The sequence below is a fragment of the Tsukamurella ocularis genome (genome assembly GCF_965138335.1).
In the GTDB taxonomy this organism is placed as follows: domain Bacteria; phylum Actinomycetota; class Actinomycetes; order Mycobacteriales; family Mycobacteriaceae; genus Tsukamurella; species Tsukamurella ocularis_A.
Genome location: NZ_CBCSDV010000027.1, coordinates 1 through 20,044, shown reverse-complemented (window position 1 = coordinate 20,044; position 20,044 = coordinate 1). Strand labels below are relative to the sequence as shown.

Annotated in this window: 18 protein-coding genes and 1 pseudogene; 3 read left to right on the top strand and 16 right to left on the bottom strand. The window is 71.6% G+C overall.

Translation table 11 applies throughout. The annotated features are described in order from the left end of the window. The first annotated feature begins 19 nt into the window (after positions 1–19). Complete coding sequence (locus tag ACNAYW_RS19845; protein ID WP_415851366.1) at positions 20–1,201, top strand: acyl-CoA dehydrogenase family protein; 1,182 nt, start codon at positions 20–22, stop codon at positions 1,199–1,201. Here the strand turns inward: ACNAYW_RS19845 and ACNAYW_RS19840 are convergent. The 6 genes from ACNAYW_RS19840 to ACNAYW_RS19815 form a co-directional block, all read right to left on the bottom strand. After that, positions 1,198–1,836, bottom strand: a complete 639-nt coding sequence (locus tag ACNAYW_RS19840; protein WP_415851365.1) for an O-methyltransferase — start codon at positions 1,834–1,836, stop codon at positions 1,198–1,200. The two genes, ACNAYW_RS19845 and ACNAYW_RS19840, sit on opposite strands and share 4 nt — an antisense overlap. A gap of 41 nt (positions 1,837–1,877) precedes the next feature. Further along, positions 1,878–2,561, bottom strand: coding sequence for an SDR family oxidoreductase (locus ACNAYW_RS19835; protein WP_415851364.1), 684 nt, complete (start codon positions 2,559–2,561; stop codon positions 1,878–1,880). Between the two features lie 79 nt (positions 2,562–2,640). After that, on the bottom strand, positions 2,641–3,912 hold the full coding sequence (locus ACNAYW_RS19830) for an MFS transporter (RefSeq protein ID WP_415851363.1): 1,272 nt from the start codon (positions 3,910–3,912) through the stop codon (positions 2,641–2,643). A 72-nt stretch (positions 3,913–3,984) separates the two neighbouring features. Then, the gene (locus ACNAYW_RS19825; RefSeq protein ID WP_415851362.1) at positions 3,985–4,479 is read right to left on the bottom strand and encodes a MarR family winged helix-turn-helix transcriptional regulator; all 495 of its coding nucleotides are present in this window, start codon (positions 4,477–4,479) and stop codon (positions 3,985–3,987) included. 84 nt (positions 4,480–4,563) lie between these two features. Then, complete coding sequence (locus tag ACNAYW_RS19820) at positions 4,564–6,630, bottom strand: PhoX family protein (RefSeq protein ID WP_415851361.1); 2,067 nt, start codon at positions 6,628–6,630, stop codon at positions 4,564–4,566. A 201-nt stretch (positions 6,631–6,831) separates the two neighbouring features. Beyond that, complete coding sequence (locus ACNAYW_RS19815) at positions 6,832–7,707, bottom strand: LLM class flavin-dependent oxidoreductase (RefSeq protein ID WP_415851360.1); 876 nt, start codon at positions 7,705–7,707, stop codon at positions 6,832–6,834. Between the two features lie 126 nt (positions 7,708–7,833). Between ACNAYW_RS19815 and ACNAYW_RS19810 the strand changes: the two genes are divergently transcribed. Further along, complete coding sequence (locus ACNAYW_RS19810; RefSeq protein WP_415851359.1) at positions 7,834–9,813, top strand: OPT family oligopeptide transporter; 1,980 nt, start codon at positions 7,834–7,836, stop codon at positions 9,811–9,813. Between the two features lie 58 nt (positions 9,814–9,871). Here the strand turns inward: ACNAYW_RS19810 and ACNAYW_RS19805 are convergent, their stop codons facing one another. From ACNAYW_RS19805 to ACNAYW_RS19760, 10 genes are all read right to left on the bottom strand, one after another. Beyond that, positions 9,872–10,459: a TerD family protein gene (locus ACNAYW_RS19805; RefSeq protein WP_415851403.1), complete on the bottom strand. Its 588-nt coding sequence runs from the start codon at positions 10,457–10,459 to the stop codon at positions 9,872–9,874. Between the two features lie 301 nt (positions 10,460–10,760). Continuing rightward, positions 10,761–11,242: TerD family protein (locus ACNAYW_RS19800; RefSeq protein ID WP_415851358.1), on the bottom strand; the 482-nt coding region annotated here is incomplete at its 3' end. Continuing rightward, positions 11,239–12,090 (bottom strand): HAD family hydrolase, encoded by an 852-nt coding sequence (locus ACNAYW_RS19795; RefSeq protein WP_415851357.1) that lies wholly within the window; start codon positions 12,088–12,090, stop codon positions 11,239–11,241. The genes ACNAYW_RS19800 and ACNAYW_RS19795, both read right to left, overlap by 4 nt. Next, positions 12,087–13,211 (bottom strand): cysteine protease StiP family protein, encoded by a 1,125-nt coding sequence (locus tag ACNAYW_RS19790; protein WP_415851356.1) that lies wholly within the window; start codon positions 13,209–13,211, stop codon positions 12,087–12,089. Before ACNAYW_RS19790 ends, ACNAYW_RS19795 begins: the two co-directional genes overlap by 4 nt. Beyond that, entirely contained in the window at positions 13,208–14,443 is a 1,236-nt protein-coding gene (locus tag ACNAYW_RS19785; protein WP_415851402.1) for a phosphoribosyltransferase family protein, read from the bottom strand. Before ACNAYW_RS19785 ends, ACNAYW_RS19790 begins: the two co-directional genes overlap by 4 nt. After that, complete coding sequence (locus ACNAYW_RS19780; RefSeq protein WP_415851355.1) at positions 14,443–15,609, bottom strand: HpcH/HpaI aldolase/citrate lyase family protein; 1,167 nt, start codon at positions 15,607–15,609, stop codon at positions 14,443–14,445. The genes ACNAYW_RS19785 and ACNAYW_RS19780 overlap by 1 nt, the downstream gene beginning before the upstream one ends. Next, positions 15,606–16,805: a hypothetical protein gene (locus ACNAYW_RS19775; RefSeq protein ID WP_415851354.1), complete on the bottom strand. Its 1,200-nt coding sequence runs from the start codon at positions 16,803–16,805 to the stop codon at positions 15,606–15,608. Before ACNAYW_RS19775 ends, ACNAYW_RS19780 begins: the two co-directional genes overlap by 4 nt. Before the next feature lie 14 nt (positions 16,806–16,819). Then, the gene (locus ACNAYW_RS19770) at positions 16,820–17,968 is read right to left on the bottom strand and encodes a DUF475 domain-containing protein (RefSeq protein WP_415851353.1); all 1,149 of its coding nucleotides are present in this window, start codon (positions 17,966–17,968) and stop codon (positions 16,820–16,822) included. Positions 17,969–18,061: 93 nt separating this feature from the next. Next, positions 18,062–18,637, bottom strand: coding sequence for a TerD family protein (locus tag ACNAYW_RS19765; protein WP_415851352.1), 576 nt, complete (start codon positions 18,635–18,637; stop codon positions 18,062–18,064). Between the two features lie 102 nt (positions 18,638–18,739). After that, entirely contained in the window at positions 18,740–19,315 is a 576-nt protein-coding gene (locus tag ACNAYW_RS19760) for a TerD family protein (protein WP_415851351.1), read from the bottom strand. 82 nt (positions 19,316–19,397) lie between these two features. On the opposite strand from ACNAYW_RS19760, the pseudogene ACNAYW_RS19755 reads away from it, so the two are divergent. Continuing rightward, positions 19,398–19,977: pseudogene (locus tag ACNAYW_RS19755) on the top strand (TerD family protein); the annotation flags it as partial. Positions 19,978–20,044: the final 67 nt, after the last annotated feature.

Here is a 20,044-nt window from a genome sequence, read left to right as displayed (position 1 = left end):
ACCAGAGAAGGAAACCATCATGGCCACCAGCCCCACCGAACTCCTCGCCACCGACGCGCTCTTCACCGAGGAGGACCTCGAGATCAGCCGGACGGTGCGTCGCTACGTCGAGCGTGACGTCGCGCCGCACATCGCCCAGTGGTACGAGGACGGAACGATCCCCGCCCGCGAACTCGCCCGCGGGCTCGGGTCCCTGGGCGTGCTCGGCATGCACCTCGACGGGTACGGCTGTGCGGGCACGTCCGCCACCGCGTACGGCCTGGCCTGCCTGGAGCTCGAGGCGGCGGACTCGGGCCTCCGCTCCCTGGTCTCCGTCCAGGGCTCCCTGGCGATGTTCGCGATCCACCACTGGGGGTCGGAGGAGCAGAAGCAGGAGTGGCTGCCCGGCATGGCCGCGGGCGAGAAGATCGGCTGCTTCGGACTCACCGAGCCCGACTACGGGTCGAACCCGGCGGGCATGCGCACGCGCGCCCGCAAGGACGGGGACGACTGGATCCTGACCGGTTCCAAGATGTGGATCACCAACGGCTCGGTGGCGGACGTCGCCGTGGTGTGGGCGCAGACGGGCGAGCAGGGCGACGGCCGCGGGATCCGGGGCTTCGTGGTGCCCACGGACACCCCGGGGTTCTCGGCGCCCGCGATCAAGCACAAGATGTCCCTGCGGGCGTCGGTGACGAGCGAGCTGGTGCTGGACGAGGTCCGGCTCCCGGGCTCCGCCGCGCTTCCCGGCGCACAGGGACTGCGTGGTCCGCTGTCGTGCCTCAACGAGGCGCGCTTCGGCATCGTCTTCGGGGCGCTGGGCGCGGCCCGCGACTGCCTCGAGACCGCGATCGCGTACGCGGGGGACCGCGAGATCTTCGGACGGCCGCTGGGCGGGTTCCAACTCACTCAGGCGAAGTTCGCCGACATGACGCTGGAACTCGACAAGGGTCTGCTGCTCGCTGCGCACCTCGGGGGGCTGAAGGACCGCGGCCTTCTCACCCCGGCCCAGATCAGTGCGGGAAAGCTCAACAACGTGCGCGAGTCCATCGAGATCGCCCGCACCTGCCGGTCGGTCCTCGGTGCCGCGGGTATCACGTTGGAATTCCCGGTGATCCGGCACGCCGCGAACCTCGAATCCGTCCTGACCTACGAGGGCACGAGCGAAGTGCACCAGCTCGTGATCGGCCAGGCCGTCACCGGTTTCGCGGCGTACCGCTAACGCACGACCGCGATGGCCAGGCCGTCCCAGCCCTTGATGCCGACGGTCTGCAGGGCGGTGGCGTCGAGCCGGGGGTCGGTGCCGAGGCGCTCCAGGGCGCCTCGGATGCCGTCCGCATCGGGGCCCTCGTCGTCCAGGCGACGGACCACGTTGTCGATCACGATGACGGTGCCCGGAACACTCAGCCGCAGCGCCCAATCCAGGTACGCGCGGTTGTTCGCCTTGTCGGCGTCGATGAACACGAAACCGAACGGGCCGTCGAGGAACGGGAGGTTGTCGAGCGCGGCGCCCACCTTGATCTCGACGCGCTCGCCCAGGCCGGCGGCGTCGAGCCCGGCCCGGGCGACGGCGGCGTGCTCGGGGGAGAACTCCAGCGTGACGACGGAGCCCTCGGGGCCGACCGCGCGCGCGAGCCAGGCGGTGCTGTAACCGCCCAGCGTGCCGATCTCCAGGATCCGGTCGGCCCGGGCGATGGTCGCCAACAGGTACAGGAACTTGCCCTGAGTGGGGGAGACCGCGATGTCCGGCAGGCCGCCCTCGGCCTGCGCGGTGCGGAGTGCTTCGAACTCGGCCGCGTCGACGGCCACCGTCCGCTCCAGGTAGTCGTCCGTCTCTGCCCACGACTCGCTGCTCACGCCCCGACCCTACGCCGATCGGGCGGGTCCGGCACAGCCCTTCACCGGGGCCGGAGCACGATCTCGGTGGGGTGGGCGTCGCCCGGGGTCTCGACCGCGTGGACCACGGCCCGCGCGACCGTCTCCGGGCGGAGCAGGCCCTCGGTGGCGTACTCGCGGCCCTCGGCGGCGAAGATCCCCCGCTGCATCTCGGTGTCGATCCGCCCGGGGAAGACGCTGGTCACCCGCAGCGCAGGCTCCTCCGCCCGCAGCGCCTCGGCGAAGGCGGTGAGCCCGAACTTGCTCGCGGCGTAGGCCGACCAGCCGGGGTTCGCGCGCTTCCCGGCGCCGGAGTTGAGCAGCACCACGTGGCCGCCCGCGGCGCGGAGCGCGGGCAGCAGCGCGCGCGTGAGCTCGACGACGGCGAGCAGGTTGACCTCGAACATCTCCCGCCAGTCCGCAGCAGCGGTGTCCTCGATCCGGCCGATCCGACCGACCCCGGCGTTGTGCACGAGCACGTCGAGGCGGTCGATCGGCGCGGCGAGCTCCCGGACCGCGGCGTGATCGGTGAGGTCCGCCGGAAAGGCTGCGGCACCGTCGAACTCGGCGACGAGGGCGTCGAGCGCGGGGGAGGGGCGGCCGCCCAGTAGCAGACGGTGCGAACCGCCGAGCCCGCGCGCGATGTGCGCGCCGAGCCCGCGGGAGGCGCCGGTGACGAGGGCGAGGGGGCGGGCGTCGTCGGTCATGGACGTACGGTACCAACACCTGGACACGCGAGAACCCCGGCCGAATCGCAAGGATCCGCCGGGGTTTTCGCCGTACCGATCAGAACTCGGCGTCGCCGACCAGGGCCGCTTCGGCCGGCACGTCGTGGGAGTCGGCACCCGCGCCGCGCACCTGGGTCAGGATCACGGCGGCCACGACGCAGGCGATCGCGCCGATGTAGAACGGGGCGGCGGGGCTGCCGAACCAGTTCGCGAAGTGCGCGACGAACGTGGCGGCGAGGGCGCCGCCGGCCCAGCGGAGGAAGTTGTAGCCGGCGCTGGCGACGGGGCGCGGCGCGTCGGCGATCGACATGGCCGTGCCGGTGAAGAGCGTGTTCAGCACGCCCGACGGGATGCCCGAGAGCACGACGACGGTGACCACGACGGTGACGTTCTCATGTCCGATCGCGGCGACCACCAGCAGCGCGCCGTAGACGAGGACCGCGGCGATGGAGCCGGCCCGCTCGCCGAGGGCGGCGGCGACCTTCGGCGCCAGCCACACGCCGCTCACGGCGACCAGGAGGCCCCAGCCAACGAACACGGCACCCACGAAGTACGCGCTGCGGTGCAGCACGAACGGCGACCACGCGAGGATGGTGAAGAAGGCCGCGGTGTAGAAGGCGGATCCGAGGCCGGTGAGGAACAGGCCCCGCTGGCGCAGGGCGCGCAGAGGCGCGAGCGGGGAGACGGTGCCCTCGCGCTGCCGCTTCTCCTTCGCCTCCGCCGCATCGGGCTTGAGCATGGTGGCGCAGAGGACGGCGCCGATGAGCATGAGGACCGCGGTGCCGGCGAAGGGGCCGCGCCACGAGACGCCGCCGAGCACGGCGCCCAGCAGCGGGCCCACGGCCAGGCCGAGGCCGAGGGCCGCCTCGTAGAGCAGGATCGCGCCCTGCTGGCCGCCGGTGGCGGCGGCCACGATCACGGCGAGGGCGGTGGCGATGAACAACGCGTTGCCCAGGCCCCACACCGCGCGCCAGGCCACCAGCACGCCGATCGAGTTCGCGAGGGCGCAGGCCGCCGCGGCGACGACGATGAGCAGCAGGCCGGCGATCACGGTGCGCTTGGCGCCGAACATCGAGGTGAACCAGCCGATGAAGAGCATCGCCACGACCTGCACGCCCAGGTAGGAGGAGAACAGCAGCGTCGTCTGACTCGGCGTGGCGTGCAAGGACTCCGCGATCGACACCAGGATCGGGTCGACGAGACCGATCCCCATGAACGCGATGACCGCGGCGAAGGCCGTGACCCACACCGCCTTGGGCTGATGGGAGAGCGTCTCGCGCAGGCTGGGGTGTGCGTGGGCGCTCGGGGTTCGGTCGGCGGTGGTCGTCATCGCAGCTCCTTTCAATACTACGAAATCCTAACTAATTCGTCGTGCGAAAGGCAAGCGCGTGTGACTGATTCCTCAGAGGTCCTCGCGGTACCGGTCCATGAGCCGGTGCAGCGCGGGGATCGCGCGGTCCAGGTTCGCGCGGTCCTCGTCCGTCAGCTCGCCCAGGTGTCCGGCCAGCATCGCGTTGCGCGCCGCCACCAGTTCGGAGGTCAGCTGCTGCCCGTGCTCCGAGAGCCGCACGACCACGGCCCGGCCGTCGTCGGGGTCCGGGCTGCGCTCGGCGAGGCCGAGCCGCTCGAGGCCGTCGACGGCGCTCGTCGCCGAGGGCAGCCGGATCCGCAGGTAGCGGGCGAGTTCGCCCATCCGCACGGGGCCCAGGAGCAGCAGGCTCTGGAGCGCGGCCTGCTGCGCCGGCGTGAGATCGGGCCCCGGGGTGTTGCGGCGCACCAGGAAGTGCAGCTGCAGGAGCGGGGAGCGCAGGCGCGCGGCCAGATCGTCGATCGCGGCGCCGGGTGACGGGGCCGACGGGGCCGACACGGCGTCGGGGGCTTCGGACGCGGAGGTCATGGCCTCGATACTAAGGGTAAAGACGACGGTGCCGGGCGCGCCCGCAGGCGAGCCCGGCACCGTCGGACCGGCGGAACCGCGGGGCTACGACCCGATGTTCCCCGACTTCTTCCACACCGCGACCACCGACGGACGGGGCTGCGACGAGCCGCCGTCGGGCCAGTGCGAGGTGGGCTTGTCGGCGGTGGCGTCGTCGGTCTCGCCCGGGTGCTGCACGGCGACGAGCACGCGGTTGTCGCGCACGACGGGGCCGCACGTCTCGGCGCCGAAGGGCACCGTGAGGAACTGCTTGGTCAGGCCGCGGTCCTTGCCTTCCAGGACGACGCCGAACAGGCCGTCGTTGCTGTCGAACGTGGCGTTGGTGCCGTCCGTCGAGATCCACAGGTTGCCGTGGGAATCGAAGGTGACGTTGTCGGGGCAGCTGATCCGCGAGACCTTGGTCTTGTCGAAGCCGCCGTAGTAGGTGTCGGCGGCGGCGGGGTCGCCGCACACCAGCAGCAGGTCCCAGGAGAAGTCGGTGCCCGTGTGGTTGTCGGTGATCTCGAGCAGCTGGCCGCTCTTGTTCTTCACCCGCGGGTTCGGGGTGTCGATGCCCGCCTTGCCCTCGGTGCCGCGGTCGCTGTTGTTGGTCAGCGCGCAGTAGATCTTGCCGGTCTTGGGGTTCGGCTCGATGTCCTCGGGGCGGTCCATCTTGGTGGCGCCCACCTTGTCGCCCGCGACGCGGGTCCACAGGGCCACGTTCTCGGCCGCCATGCCCTCGACGTGCGACTCGGCGCTGCCGTCGGCCTTGGTGGTGAGCAGCGGGATCCACTTCCCGGTGCCCTTGTAGCCGCCGTCCGGGACCGTGCCGTTCTCCACCTTCTGGCCCTCGAACTTCGCGACGTACAGCGTGCCCTCGTCGAGGATCCGCATGTTCGCCTCCATGGCGGCGGCGCCCTTGCCCGGCTGGATCTTCCGCGAGCTGACGAACTTGTAGATGTACTCGAACTTCGAGTCGTCGCCGCAGTAGGTGACCACGTCGCCGCTGGGCGTGACGTAGATGTTGCCGCCCTCGCGCTTCATGCGACCCAGGGCCGAGTGCTTGATCGGCGTCGACTTCGGGTCGTGCGGGTTGACCTCGACGAGGTAGCCGAAGCGGTTGATCTCGTTGGGCTCCTTGGACAGGTCGAACCGGTCCTCGAACTTCATCCAGTGGTGGGCGTCCTCGTCCTTGCCCACGCCGTAGCGCTTCCAGCCCTCCTTGAGGCCGTCCAGCGGAGGCGTCTCGGCTCCGGAGAAGTAGTTGGTGTAGTTCTCCTCGCCGGAGATCATGGTGCCCCACGGGGTGATGCCGCCCGAGCAGTTGGCGATCGTGCCCAGCACGCGGGTGCCGGTCGGGTCCGCGGTGGTCCGGGTGAAGAAGGTGCCGGCGGCGGGGCCGCGCAGCTCGAACTCCGTCGACGCGGTGATGCGTCGGTTGTACTCGCCCAGAACGGGAGTCAGCTTGCCCGAGCCGGGCTCGCCCTTGACCTCGACCACCGTGATGCCGTGCGCGGCCATCTCGACGCGCACCTGGTTCTCGGTGGGATCGCCCTCCTTGTAGCCCTTGAACATGGCGGTGCCGGTCGTGTACTCCTGGTTGCACACCATGAGGAAGGTGTCCGGCTTGCCCTCCACGGCGATGAGATCCGTGAAGTCGTTGTTGAAGCCGAACTGCTGTGCCTGCGCCTCGGGCGTCTGGTTGTCGAAGTCGAACTGCGGCGCGCCGGGCACCACCGGATCGCCCCAGCGGATCACGACGGCCTGCTCGTAGCCCTCGGGCACGGTCACGGCGTCGGCCTTGTTCGGGGTGATGGCGTTGAAGTTCAGGCCGGGGGCGTTGACGTTCTCCGACGGTGCGCCGTTGCCCGCCGCCGCGCTCGACGAGGCGCCCGCCCCGGTGGAGCCGTTGTCGCCGCAGGCGGCGAGGACGGTGACCGCGCCGGCGCCCAGCGCCGCCACGCCCGCGCCGCGGAGGACGGTGCGGCGGGTGATGTCACCGAAGTACTCGTTGTCCGACTGGTTGTCGTGCTCGCGGAAGCACTGGTTCCCGCACTTGTACTTGCAGGTGGTGTGCGAGCGGGCCGACTTACCGTCGTGATCGGTGAGCAGGCGCAGGTTGGGCAGGCGCATGGGGTCTCCCTGAGGCTGAGCTGGGCTGATCGTGCTGGCTGGGCTGAATCCCCGCCAATGTAGGAGTGCAACGTGATCAGTAGGGAAAGACCGGGTAAACGGCGACCCGGAGGTGCGGCGTCACCTCGCGCGCACGGCACGCTGCTGTGCGCACGGCACGCGTGCGCTCAGCCGCGGCGGGTGCGCGGATACCGAGAGAGGTCAGCCGCGGTGGCGCGCGGCGAAGGCGTCGAGCGCGTCCTCGGTCCCGTGGAAGGGCTCGCCGGGGCGGGGCCAGTGGACGATCACGTCCGTGAACCCGAGCTCGGCGGCGCGGCCGACCGCGTCGTCGGCCGCGCCGGGTGAGCTGAGGCTGTAGGTGCCGCTGAAGTCGACCGCCAGGTGCCGCTCGACGCTGCTCGGGTCGCGACCGGCGTCGGCGAGGGCGTCGTCGAGGCGCTTCGAGAGCTCGGCGACACGGGACCACCAGTCCGCGCCGACGGCACCGTCGGGCCCGGTGGTGACCCAGCCCTGCCCGAGCTCGGCCACGAGCCGCAGCCCCTTCGGGCCGTTCGCCGCGAGCACGAAGGGCATGCGGGGCGACTGTGCGGGCGCGCCGACCATGCGCGCGTCGACGGCGCGGTACAGCGGACCGTCGAACGAGATCGGCCCCTCCTGCTCGAAGCGCAGGAGCACGTCGAGGTCGCGGGTGAACTCCACGAACCGCTCGTGCCGTTGCCGCGGCGTGAGCTCCGGCTGCCCGAGCACGAACGCGTCGAATCCCGTGCCGCCGGACCCGATCCCCAGCAGGAGGCGACCGCCGGAGATCTCGTCCACGCCGGCCAGGTCCTTCGCGAACGGGACGGGGTGGCGGAAGTTCGGCGAGGTCACGAACGTGCCCAGCCGGATCCGTTCCGTCGCGGTGGCCGCGGCGGTCAGGAGCGGGACCGTCGCGCCCCAGGGCTGATCGGCCAGCGTGCGCCACGACAGGTGGTCGTAGGTCCAGGCGTGATCGAAGCCCAGCTCCTCCGCCTTGCGCCAGCGCCGCCGCGCCTCGGGCCACGGGTACTGGGGCAGAATGACCACACCGAATCGCACGCACCCACCCTACGACTCGTGACCGTTACACACGACCTGGCGCGTTCGTGTCGTGCGATCGCCGGCTTGGACCTAATGTTTTCACGTTCGGCCGAACCGGCCACGTCCTTGAGAAGGGATACATCAATGTCCACACAGGTACCCGCAGCGCCGAGATCCGGCGTCCGCGAGTTCACGACCCGCGCCGTCATCCTCGGCGGCATCATCACGCTCGTCTTCACCGCGGCCAACGCCTACCTGGGGCTCAAGGTCGGCCTGACCTTCGCCACGTCGATCCCGGCGGCCGTGATCTCGATGGCGCTGCTGCGTTACTTCGCGAACCACTCGATCGTCGAGAACAACATCGTCCAGACGATCGCGTCGGCGGCGGGCACCCTCTCGGCCATCGTCTTCATCCTCCCCGGTCTGGTGATGATCGGCTGGTGGCAGGGCTTCCCGTACTGGACCACCACCCTGGTCTGTCTGGTCGGCGGCGTACTCGGCGTCATGTACTCGATCCCGCTGCGCCGGGCCCTGGTGACGGGCTCCGACCTGCCCTTCCCCGAGGGCGTCGCCGCCGCCGAGGTGCTCAAGGTCGGCGACACCGCCGAGGGCGCGCAGGAGAACAAGCGCGGCCTGCGCCTCATCGTGCTGGGCTCGCTGGCGGCCGCGGGCTACGCGCTGCTCGCGAAGATGAAGATCGTCGCCGAGGGCCTGTCCACCACGCTGCGGATCGGCAACGGCGGCACGCTGTTCGTGCCCGGCCTGTCCTTCGCGTTGATCGGCGTCGGTCACCTCGTGGGCGTCACCGTCGGCTTCGCGATGATCGTGGGCCTCGTCATCTCCTACTTCGTGCTGCTGCCGATGTGGACCGCGGGCGACCTGCCGGAGACGGGCAGCATCACCAAGGTCATCTCGACCGCGTTCAGCACCGAGGTCCGCCTCATCGGCGCCGGCGCGATCGCCATCGCCGCCGTGTGGACGCTCATCAAGATCCTCGGCCCCGTGCTGCGCGGCATCGCCGACTCGATCGCCTCGTCGCGCAAGCGGCGCGACGGCGAGCTCGTGGACATCACCGAGCGCGACATGCCCTTCCCGTACGTGGCGGGCGTCGTCGTCGCCTCGCTCGTGCCGATCGGGGTGCTGCTGTGGACGTTCACCAACGGCACCGCCCTCGAGGGCCAGGCCGGCGGCATCATCACGCTGAGCATCGTCTACATCCTGGTGCTGGGCCTCGTGGTCGCGTCCGTGTGCGGCTACATGGCCGGCCTGATCGGCGCGTCCAACAGCCCGGTCTCGGGCGTCGGCATCCTGGTCGTGCTGTCGGCGGCGCTGCTCATCCGCGCGGTCTGGGGACCGTCGGAGGGTGACACCGCGACCGCGTTGATCGCCTACACGCTGTTCACCGCCGCGATCATCTTCTCCATCGCCACCATCTCCAACGACAACCTGCAGGACCTCAAGACGGGTCAGCTGGTCGGCGCGACGCCGTGGAAGCAGCAGGTGGCGCTCGTGATCGGCGTGGCCTTCGGCTCCGCCATCATCCCGCCGGTGCTGGATCTGCTGCAGAACGGCTTCGGCTTCGTCGGGGCCCCGGGTGCGGGCGACAACGCCCTCGCAGCGCCGCAGGCCTCGCTGCTCGCGAGCCTGTCCAAGGGTGTCTTCGGCGGTGACCTGGACTGGGGCCTCATCGGCCTCGGCGTGCTCATCGGCGCCGTCGTCATCGCGATCGACGAGGTGCTCTCCCGGACCTCGAAGTTCCGCCTGCCGCCGCTGGCCGTGGGCATGGGCATGTACCTGCCGATGAGCGTGACGCTCATGATCCCGGTCGGCGCGCTGCTGGGCTACTTCTACAACCGCTGGGCGGACAGCTCGGCCAAGGGTGAGGTGGCCGAGGGGCGCAAGCGCCTGGGCACGCTGCTCGCGACCGGTCTCATCGTCGGTGAGTCGCTGTTCGGCGTGATCTACGCCGGCATCGTCGTGGCCACCGACAAGGACGAGCCGTTGGCCCTGCCGTTCATCGGCGAGGGCTGGCTGCACTGGGGCGAGGCTCTCGGCGTCGTCGTGTTCGCCGCGATCTGCGCCGCGCTGTACCTGCGGACGAAGAAGATCGCCGCGGCGGCGTAGTCGCGATCGCGCCCTGTGGAGGATCGACCCCGCTCACCGGGGTCGATCCTCCACAGCCTCACGCCAGGAAGGGCGCGAGCTGCGGGACGGCGTCCCGCGGGGTCTTGGCGTTGATGCACTCGCCGATCGCCTGCAGCTTCCAGTCGCCGCCCTGCCGGGCGATGGTGCACATGACGATCCCCGTGTAGGGCATGCCGCCGGCGAGCGCGAATCGCGCCAGCTCGGTGTTCGTCGTCGAGTCCACGAGCCGGCAGTACGCGTTGTCCACCTGGTCGAAGCGCTGCCCCTGGTACGAGCTCACGATGAACACGAGCGTGGTGACCTGCGGCGTCACCGATGGCAGGTTCACGTTCACCACCTCGTCGTCGCCGTCGCCCGCGCCGGTGAGGTTGTCGCCCAGGTGCTGGATCGAGCCGTCCTTCGACTGCAGCTGGCCGAAGTAGACCACGTCCACCGGCTGCTGCCCCGCGTAGAGCACCACCGAGGCATCGAGGTCGATGTCCTTGGTCTTCGAGCCGAACAGGCCCTGCTTGCGCACCGGATCCCAGCCCAGGCCCATCGCGATGCGCGTGAGCTGGACGCCGCCGTCCTTGCGCAGCACCACCTTCTGCCCCTTGGTGAGGTCGACCCGCTTGTTCTTGGTCAGGCTGATCTCGCCGGACCCCGCGGCCTGCTGCTGTCCCGCGAGCTGCGCCGTGGGCGTGTAGGGCTGCTGCGCGGACGTCTGCTGCGGCGGGTTCTGCTGCGGTGCGGGGGTGTTGAAGTAGTCGATCGGCGCGCTGCCCGCCGGCGCCGACGGTGCCGCCCCGCTTGCGAAGTAGTCGATCGGCTGCCCCGACGGCGCGGGCGGTGCTGGGTTCGACGGTGCGGTGGGCGGTGCCTGCGCGGCTTGCGGGACTGCGGGGGCGGCCGGGGGCAGCGGAGCGGCCGGCGNCGTGGCGGGNGNNTCGTCGACGCTGACGCCGTGATCGCGGACCAGGTCGGCGAACCCGCCGGCGTAGCCCTGGCCGACGGCCCGGACCTTCCAGTCGGCGCCGCGCCGGTAGATCTCCACCGCGATCACGACGGATTCGCTGCTCAGCCCATCGATCGGGTACTCGTACAGCGGGGTTCCCGCACCGTCGGCGACGCGGGCGACGGGGGCGCCGAACCGCCCGAAGGATGCGGAGGCGTCATCGAGGGTGATCGCGACGCGCACCTGCGTGATGTCGGCGGGCAGGCCCGCGCCGTCGATGCGCAGCGCGCCGTTCGCCAGGCTCACGCCGGGCCCGGTGGGCTGGTTGAAGAAGACGAAGTCGGCGTCCGAGCGGACCTTCCCCGACTCGGTCACGAGCAGGGCGGAGACGTCGGCGGGCGCGGGCAGCTCGACGGTGACGGTGACCGGCCCGGCGGGCAGCGGCCCGTTCTGGCCCTTGGACAGTGCGGTCATCGGATCTCCTTGATCGGATCGGGGACGGGGACAACGGTGGCGGCGCGGTCGGCGAGCCACGCGACGATCTCGGCGCCGGCGTCGATCCCGGCGGTGCCGGTGAGCGCGAGGTGCGGCAGCGTGAAGGCCTGCTCCTCGAGCTCGCCGTGCCGCGGGCGGATCGCGGCATCGGCGGCCGCGAGCAGGTCGGCGTCGAGGGCGCCGTCGCCGGCGGCGAGCCAGGGCGCGCCCGGGGCGAGGGCGCGGGCGGCTTCGAGGCGGCGCCGGACCTCCAGCGCCGCACGGGACTTGGTCACGGGTTCGGGAATGGTGTAGAGCTTGCGGCCCTGCTGCGAGATGGTCCACCCCAGCGGGGCGCAGTACGCCCGCCACTCCTCGACCGTCTCAGTGGGGATCCGGACCTCGGACACGACGTAGGCGAACAGGCCCGGCACGAGCCGCAGGCGCGCGCCCCACCCGGGGGCGAGCCGGGTCTCCAGCTGGGCGGCGATGGCGTCGAGGTCCGCGGGCAGCGCCGCGAGCAGGCCGCGGACGTGGTCCCGCCACTGCGGGTCCGGCACGCCGTCGACGAGGATCTCGCCGCCGTTGGAGCAGATCGCGAAGCGGAACGGCGGGCCCGGAAGGCGCACCCGGAGGTACTGCTCCGGGGTGCGGGTCGTGGTGGGCACCACGGGTGTCGCGGCGGCGAGGGCGGCGAGGCCCGCGTGTGAGTCCGGGGTCATGTACGAGAGCGGCGCGTCGCGGTAGATCTCCACGCACACCGGTTCGGCGGTGCCGAACGCCGGCCCCGCGGCGGCCTGCGAGTAGATGAGGGTGCGATCGAGATCGCTGGTGACGAAGGCGCTCACGAGTCCTCCTTGATGAGGCCGATGCACGCGTAGGCGAGGTCCGGCACGATCTCGATCGGCACGTCGCGCTCCGCCGCGAGGCGCCGGATGTGCAGGTGGTCCGGATCGTCGGGGTCGCGCAACAGGACCCGCCAGGGGACGCGGCGCAGCAGTACCCGGGTGGTCTCGCCGATGCCCGGCTTGACCAGGTTCGCCGTCGAGACGCCGTACTCCGCGCACACCCGCTCCACCGTGGCCCAGCCGGACCAGTCCGGTACGCGCGCAGCGGGATCGGCGGCGAGACGGCGGGCCTCGGCGCGCGCGGCCGGGGCGGCGCCGTCGAACGCTGCGGACACGGTGTCGAGCAGGACGCCGGAGACGTCGTACGGCGCGAGGTCGGCGTAGAACTTGGCGCCGTGGAAGTCCGCCGGGCCGATCAGGTCGGCGTTGAGCACGGTCCGCGAGACCAGGCCGGACACCGTCGAATTGAGGCAGGCGGACGCGATGAGGAAGTCGTCGCGGGTGCCGAAGCTGCGTACGCAGTGGCCGGGATCGGCGAGGACCGCCAGGTCCGGGTTCAGCCGCGTGCCGGTCGCGGCGGCGTACTCGTCGAGGGCCTCCGCGAGCTCGCGGGTGATGGCGCCCTTGCCCGTCCAACCGTCGACGAACACGATCGATGTCGGATCGTGCTGCGCCACCAGGTGATCGAGGGCCACGTGATCGATGCCGCGGCCGCGCACGATGGAGACGGCGTAGTGCGGCAGGTCCAGCCCGTGGAAGTGCTGCGCCCAGCGGCGCATGAGGATCCCGATCGGCGTGCCCGCGCGGGCCAGGGAGACGAGGACGAGATCGCGGCCGCGCTCGGCGAGCAGGAGCTCCGTCACCGTGCCCACGGCCTCGGCGAGGCGCGGCGCGGAGGCGGCGAGCGCCGCGTCGAAGAGGTCGCGGTATTCGGCACTCGGCTGGTACTCGATGGGCAGGGACTCGGCGTAGTGCGCCTCGCCCGACTGGATGCGACGTTCCCGCACCGCGATGTCGGCCTCGAGCGTCACCGCGGAGAGGTCCTTGAGCAGCCAGGTCACCTCGTCGGGCGCGTACGACCCGAACTCCGGCCCGCGCAGTGGCGGGGTGGTGGTGGTCATCGGGCCGCCGCCCCGGTGCGGGACGCGGCGAGGGCGGCCTGGTCCGACGCCGGCACGATCACCGCGAGCACGTCGTGTCCCGCGGCGGTGAGCACGTCGAGCAGCCCGCCCGGGGCCCGCAGCCGCTCGGTATCGGCGGGGGAGTCGGCGACGAACACGATCCGTGCGTCCTCCCCGGGCCACGCGGCGTTGTAGAGGTGCCGGCGCGGCGCCTCCTCGTCCGGTTCGGGGGCGAGGAATTCGAAGCCGCGGCGCAGCGGGTAGCCGTCCTCGTCGCGCACGAGGGCCGGGGAGCGGGTCGTGGTCTGGAAGCGCACCCGGAAACCGCTGTGCGCGAGCGACTCCGCCACGCACAGCGGCAGGTACATCATTTCCTCGTGGCCCACCACGATCACCGGGCGGTCGTCGAGTTCGGGCGCGAGCGCCGCCGCGACCGCCGAGGCGGCCTCCTCGAGGCGCGGCTGGTCGACGGCCAGCACGCCGTGCCGGCCACCGTCGGGCACGTCCTGCGGCCAGGACGGGTGGACGGTCCGCACCGCGCCCGGGCGCGCCGCCCGCGGGTTCGACGGGGTGGCAGTCAGTTCCGCCACGCGGGCCGGGAGGCCGTCGGGGAGGTCGACGGTGCCGTGCGCCAGCGCGACGAAGGCGACGTCGAGCCCCGCGGCGGCCGCGGCGCGCGCGTTGTCCGCGACGTGCGCCGGCGAGCGCAGGTCGACGAGCGAGGCCACGACGTAGCGGCGGTGCGGGGCCAGCGCGTGCAGCGCGCGGATCGAGTCGAGGGCCGTCGCGCCCGTGGAGATCTCGTCGTCGACGAGGACCAGGACGTCGGCCGCGGAGAGGAGGTCGGGCGACGTGGGCTGCAGGAGGTGCGAGGTCGCGTGCGAGTGCCCCTCGGTGAACTCGCCGTGGACGACGCCGCCGGGGCGGCGGGTGGACTGCAGGTAGACGGCGGCGCCCAGCCGCGCCGCGACGCAGTGCCCCAGGCCCGTCGCGGTCTCGGCGAAACCGAAGACGACGCAGGGCCCGTCGAGCAGGTCCGCCACCCGGTCGGCGAGCCGGTCCGCCGCCGCCCGCACGGCCGCCGGATCGGCGGGGATGTGCTTGCCGAGGACCGTCGACACCAGCAGGTGCGCGCGCCGCGGGTTCCGGCGCAGGCCGGGCACGATCAGCTCGCCGAGTTCGGCGTCGCCGCGCACGTGCATGCCCAGGCCTTCGCACAGGGTGGGCGCCATCATCGTCCTTCCACCAGCGCGGTGAGCAGGTCGACGAAGCCGACCTCGGCCCGGGTGACCCCGAAGACGTCCGCGCGGATCAGTGTCTGCCGCGCCCAATTGCGGTGCGGCTTCATCTCGTTCATCTTGTTCCGATAGCTGGAGGCCTCCACGCCGCCGCTGTCGCCGCCCATGATGTCGAGGGCGTCCGCGTACTCCTCGTGGGTCACCGCCGAGAGCGCGTGCACCGCCGCCACGTGGGACGGGTGGATCACGGTCTTGCCGTGCAGGCCGTTCGCGCGGTCGAGCGCCGTCTCCCGGAGCAGCCCGTCGAGGTCGCGGCCGACGAGTTGCTCGCGGAACCGGGCGGCGTGGTTGCGCTCGAAGGGCGTGGCGCGCAGCAGCGGCCGGAACATGCGCTCGTGATCGGCGAAGTACTCCCACACCGGGCCCGTGACCACGTAGCCGGTGCCGTCCGAGCGCGCGAGGCGGCCCACGATCGCCGAGATCGTCTCGGCGACCACGTGCACGTCGTAGATCGTCAGGTCGCGGTCGCGGCGGATGCCGAACAGCGCGGACATGTCGGTGGCGCCGATCCGCACCGCGAGCACGCGGTCCCGGTGCGCGCGCAGCACCTCGGAGATCCCGGCGAGCTGCTCGTCGCGCGTCTCGCGGTAGACGATCTGCGGGGTCTCGAGCACGGGCATCGCGTAGAGGCGTTGCGACGGTGCGCATTCCGCGAGCGCGGCGAACGCCGCGGCGCCGTCGGCGGCGGCGAACTTCGGCAGCACGACCCCGGTGAGGGCGCGGACGCCGTCGCCCAGCCGGTCCAGCAGTTCGGCGGTGTCGGCGGTGGTGCGCGGACGGATGAAGAGCAGCGGCAACGGATCCGCGATCTCGGCCAGCTCCGCCAGCGCCGCGGTCGCGGCGTCGACGGCGTGGTGGACGGCATCGTCGGCGACCGCGTCCTCGAGGTCGACGACCATCGAGAGCACGCCGTCGTCGCGGCGGCGGAGGATCGTCGCGGCGAGGTCGGCCCGGGTCGCCGGCACGTAGAGGGTGGCGCCGAGGGCGTGCGCGAGGGTCTCGCGCGGCGCGCCCCGGTCGAAGGCCTGCGGCGGGCGGTGGAACAGGCGGGCGCGCACCTCGTCGGACAACTGGTGGAAGTGATGCAGCGCGCCGCTCACACGCGTCCCCGCATGCGGTCCACGGCGTCGGAGATCATCCGGTCGACGTCGGCGAGGGTCTGCAGGTACTGCCAGTAGTCGGGGTGCACCCGGTCGAGGTCGGCGATGGCCCGCTCGATGCGGGCGTTCTGCGCGTCGAGCACGGTGCCCCAGCGATGCACCTGCTGCTTCTGCACGGTCAGGTGCTGGGCGTCGCGGAGCGCGAACCGGGTCCGGGCGGCGACGGCGGCGGGATCGGCCTTCGCGGCGCGGAGCGTGCGCAGCCGTTCGCCCACGGCGTTCACCGCGGCGTCGGCGGTGTCGAGGTGGTCGCGGGCGAGGCCCACGTCCTCGAGCGCGAGGTCCGGGGTGCCCTCGCGGAGGCGGAGCGCCGCCGTCGCCAGGGCGGCCTCGGCGGCGGCGGACTCGCGCGCGGCCACCTTGTCGTTGTCGACCAGATCGGCGGAGCAGGCCGCGCTGAACTCGCGCAGCAAAGCCGACCGGGTGTCCGCGAGGTCACCGGCGCGGTTCCGGACGGCCTGCAGGCGCGTGCTCGCCGCGGCGAGCGAGCGCTGGGCGTCGTCGCCGATCCGGGGAGCCGCCTCCACGGTGGCCGTGAGCTCCGCAGCCCGCTCCTGCACCGCCCGCGCCGCGGCGTCCCGCGCCACCAGGTCCGGGGCGGAGTCCAGCTGCCGCACCGCGGCGACCAGCGCGTCCGTGGCTCGGACGACGGGCCGCAGCGTCAGGTACGGCGCCGTCGACGGTGCCGCGAGCAGATCCGTCGCGCGCTCGGCGGACACGCGGGCCGTCTGCTCCTGCGCCGCCGAGCTCGCGCGCGCCCCGCGCGCGGTGGTGAGCGCGCGCTGGTGATCGGTGTGGAACCGGTCCAGCACCGAGACCAGGTCGGCCAGTTCGCGCGCTGCGGCCTCCCGGTCCTGCGGCGTGGGCGGCCGCGTGCCCGCCTGGCTGCCGCTGGCCCACAGGTACCGTTCCGTGGCCCCGCCGAAGCGGTCCCGGATGGTGGGCCACTGCTGCACGGCGGGCGCGTTCGGGTTCTGCGCCGACAGCGTGCGCACGTCCTCGTCGAGCGCGCTGAAGCGGCGGTCCGCATCGAGGAAGGCGCTGGTCAGCGCAGTGTCCGAGCCGCCTCCAGGCGGGGTCGGTGGGGAACCGGCCGGTTCCCCACCGAACAACCTGCGGAACGGATTCGCTGCCACGGTGTCGGGGTCGCTCAGGACTCGATCGTCTGCGAGGTGGACACGGTCGGGCCGTCGGCGATGACCGCCCCGTCGCCCTCGCCGTCGCCCTCGCGCCGGTTGCGGAGGATGCTCGAGAAGAGCGCGGCGAGGATCAGCACCACGCCGACCAGACCGGTGACCAGCTCGGGCACCGGGGTGTGGATCGAGAACAGCAGGATCCCGGCCAGCGCGCCGATGGCCCAGTGCGCGCCGTGCTCGAGGTACACGTACTCGGAGAGCGTGCCCTTCTCCACGAGGTAGACGGTGAGCGAGCGGACGAACATCGCGCCGATGAAGCCGAGGCCCAGGGCGATGATGATCGGGTCCGCGGTGATGGCGAACGCGCCGATCACGCCGTCGAAGGAGAACGACGCGTCGAGGACCTCCAGGTACAGGAACAGGAAGAAGCCGGCCTTACCGGTCGCCTTCGCCAGCTCCGACGGGCCGGACCGGGCGGCCTCCGCCTCCTCCTCGAGCTCCTCCACGTGGAAGAACTCGCCGAGGCCGTTGACCACGATGTAGGTGACGAGGCCGAGGAGGCCCGCGATGAAGACGGTCTTCGACTCGTCGACGGTGTGCGCCGCCCAGACGCCGGTGGCCAGCAGCGCCACCAGGGCCACGATGATCGAGAACCGGTCGAGCTGGCCGATGCGCTGCAGCGGCTTCTCGATCCAGCTGAGCCAGGTGATCTCGCGCTCGGGATCGAAGATGAAGTCGAGGAACAGCATGAGCAGGAACATGCCGCCGAAGGCCGCGATCTGCGGGTGCGCGGCCTCGATCAGCGTCTGGTAGCTGGCGCTGCCGTCGGGGAAGTAGTGGGCACCGTCGGCCGGCGGGTTGAGCGCCAGGTCGAGGGCCTGCACCGGATTCAGGCCGGCGGTGATCCACACGATCGCGAGCGGGAACACCAGGCGCATGCCGAAGACCGCGATCAGGATGCCCACCGTGAGGAACATGCGCACCCAGAACTGGCTCATGCGCTGCAGCACGGTCGCGTTGATGACGGCGTTGTCGAACGAGAGGCTGACCTCGAGGATGCCGAGGATCAGCGTGAGGACCAGTGCCTCGGGGCCGCCGTAGAAGAACGCCGCGACCAGTGCGGCGATCGTGACGAAGAAGGACAGTCCGAAGATGCGGAACACATCGGCCTTTCGAAGAGGGGGTGCGGAGCGCGAGGACCCGGCGTGCGGGGTCCGCTCGCCGGGTCTACGCGCTCTGCTCGAGAGGTGCGGGTACTAGACGTTGACGCCGTAGTCGCGAGCGATTCCCGCGAGGCCCGAGGCGTAGCCCTGGCCGACGGCCCGGAACTTCCACTCCGCGCCGTTGCGGTACAGCTCGCCGAAGACCATGGCCGTCTCGGTCGAGGCGTCCTCGGACAGGTCGTAGCGGGCGATCTCCTGGCCGTTGGCCTGGTTCACGACCCGGATGAACGCGTTGCGGACCTGGCCGAAGGACTGGCCACGGTTGTCGGCGTCGTAGATCGAGACCGGGAAGACCACACCCTCGACGTTCGGCGGGATCGCGGCGAGATTCACCTTGATGACCTCGTCGTCGCCGTCGCCCTCACCCGTGAGGTTGTCGCCGGTGTGCTCGATCGAGCCGTCCGGCGTCCGCAGGTTGTTGAAGAAGACGAAGTTCTCCGGCGAGGCGACCTTCTTGTTGGCGTCGATGCCGATGGCGCTGGCGTCGAGGTCGAAGTCGGTGCCCGTGGTGGTGCGCAGATCCCAGCCGAGACCGACGGACACCGCGGTGAGGCCGGGGGCCTCCTTGGTGAGCGAGACGTTGCCGCCCTTGACGAGACTGACTCCCATACCTGGTTCCTCCTGGTAGCACGACGACGCCGACCGCCCCCGCGTGTGATTCGAACTATACCGACGTTTCGGATACCGGATCCGGACGAAGTACCCGAAAGGTCAGATGTTCACGCCGAAGTCGCGGGCGATTCCCGCGAGGCCCGAGGCGTAGCCCTGGCCGATCGCGCGGAACTTCCACTCGGTGCCGTGCCGGTACAGCTCGCCGAAGACCATCGCGGTCTCGGTCGAGGCGTCCTCGGACAGGTCGTAGCGGGCGATCTCCTGGCCGTTGGCCTGGTTCACGACGCGGATGTAGGCGTTGCGGACCTGGCCGAAGGACTGGCCGCGGTTGTCGGCCTCGTGGATCGAGACGGGGAAGACCACGGCGTCGATCTGGGGCGGCACGCCGACGAGGTTGACGTTGATGACCTCGTCGTCGCCGTCGCCCTCGCCCGTGAGGTTGTCGCCGGTGTGCTCGATGGAGCCGTCCGGGGAGCGGAGGTTGTTGTAGAAGACGAAGTGCTGATCGTCGAGCACGCGCTTGGCGGTGTCGACCGCGAGGGCGCTCGCGTCCAGGTCGAAGTCGGAACCGGTGGTGCTGCGCGCGTCCCAGCCGAGGCCGACGGCGACCGCCGTCAGGCCGGGGGCCTCCTTCGTGAGCGAGACGTTTCCACCCTTGCTGAGGCTGACTCCCATGTGATTCCTCCCGAGAAAATGGGCGACGGCGCACCGCCGCCCGCTGACGTGGTCGCGAAACTCACAGTACGCGATCGCGACGGTGCGGCACCGGGTTCGCGGACCGGAACATCAAGCCGAACGACGTGTCACTCGCATTTCGCGGCGTTCCGCGCCGATCCGTCCGATTCTTGCGACAATCGACATCGTGACGTCACTCGCGCGCGGTCAGAACGCGGCCCTGTCCCAGACCTCTCTCACGGTCTCCATCACCGGTGTCGCACCGGGATCGGTCGATCTCTTCGCCCTCCAGGTGACCGACGCCGGCCGGGTGCGCAGCGATGCCGACCTGGTCTTCTTCAACAGCCCCACGTCGCCCGAGGGCGCGGTGCGGCTCACCGGCCCGGACACCCTCGCCCTCGACCTGACGGCGGTCCCGGCGGCGATCGACACCGTCCGGCTCGCGGTCGCGCTCGACGACAAGGTCCCCGGCTCACTGGCCTCGATCCCCGGGTTGAGCGCCCGCATCGGCGCCGACGACTGCCCGGCCGCCGGGCTGACCACCGAGCGCGCCGCCGTCCTCGCCGAGGTCTACCGCCGGAACGGGGCGTGGAAGGTGCGCAACGTCAGCGCCGGATGGGACCGGGGGCTGGTCTCGCTGCTCACCGAGCACGGCGTCACCGNCGACGGTCCGCCGCCCGTCGCCGCGCCGCCCGCCGCCGCGCCGCCCGCCGCCGCGCCGCCCGCGCC

Bases quoted from the DNA above. Each gene is read 5' to 3' on its own strand.
- ACNAYW_RS19845 (WP_415851366.1), top strand. From the start codon at position 20: ATGGCCACCAGCCCCACCGAACTCCTCGCCACCGACGCGCTCTTCACC.
- ACNAYW_RS19835 (WP_415851364.1), bottom strand. From the start codon at position 2,561: ATGACCGACGACGCCCGCCCCCTCGCCCTCGTCACCGGCGCCTCCCGC.
- ACNAYW_RS19830 (WP_415851363.1), bottom strand. From the start codon at position 3,912: ATGACGACCACCGCCGACCGAACCCCGAGCGCCCACGCACACCCCAGC.
- ACNAYW_RS19825 (WP_415851362.1), bottom strand. From the start codon at position 4,479: ATGACCTCCGCGTCCGAAGCCCCCGACGCCGTGTCGGCCCCGTCGGCC.
- ACNAYW_RS19820 (WP_415851361.1), bottom strand. From the start codon at position 6,630: ATGCGCCTGCCCAACCTGCGCCTGCTCACCGATCACGACGGTAAGTCG.
- ACNAYW_RS19810 (WP_415851359.1), top strand. From the start codon at position 7,834: ATGTCCACACAGGTACCCGCAGCGCCGAGATCCGGCGTCCGCGAGTTC.
- ACNAYW_RS19790 (WP_415851356.1), bottom strand. From the start codon at position 13,211: ATGACCACCACCACCCCGCCACTGCGCGGGCCGGAGTTCGGGTCGTAC.
- ACNAYW_RS19785 (WP_415851402.1), bottom strand. From the start codon at position 14,443: ATGGCGCCCACCCTGTGCGAAGGCCTGGGCATGCACGTGCGCGGCGAC.
- ACNAYW_RS19765 (WP_415851352.1), bottom strand. From the start codon at position 18,637: ATGGGAGTCAGTCTCGTCAAGGGCGGCAACGTCTCGCTCACCAAGGAG.
- ACNAYW_RS19760 (WP_415851351.1), bottom strand. From the start codon at position 19,315: ATGGGAGTCAGCCTCAGCAAGGGTGGAAACGTCTCGCTCACGAAGGAG.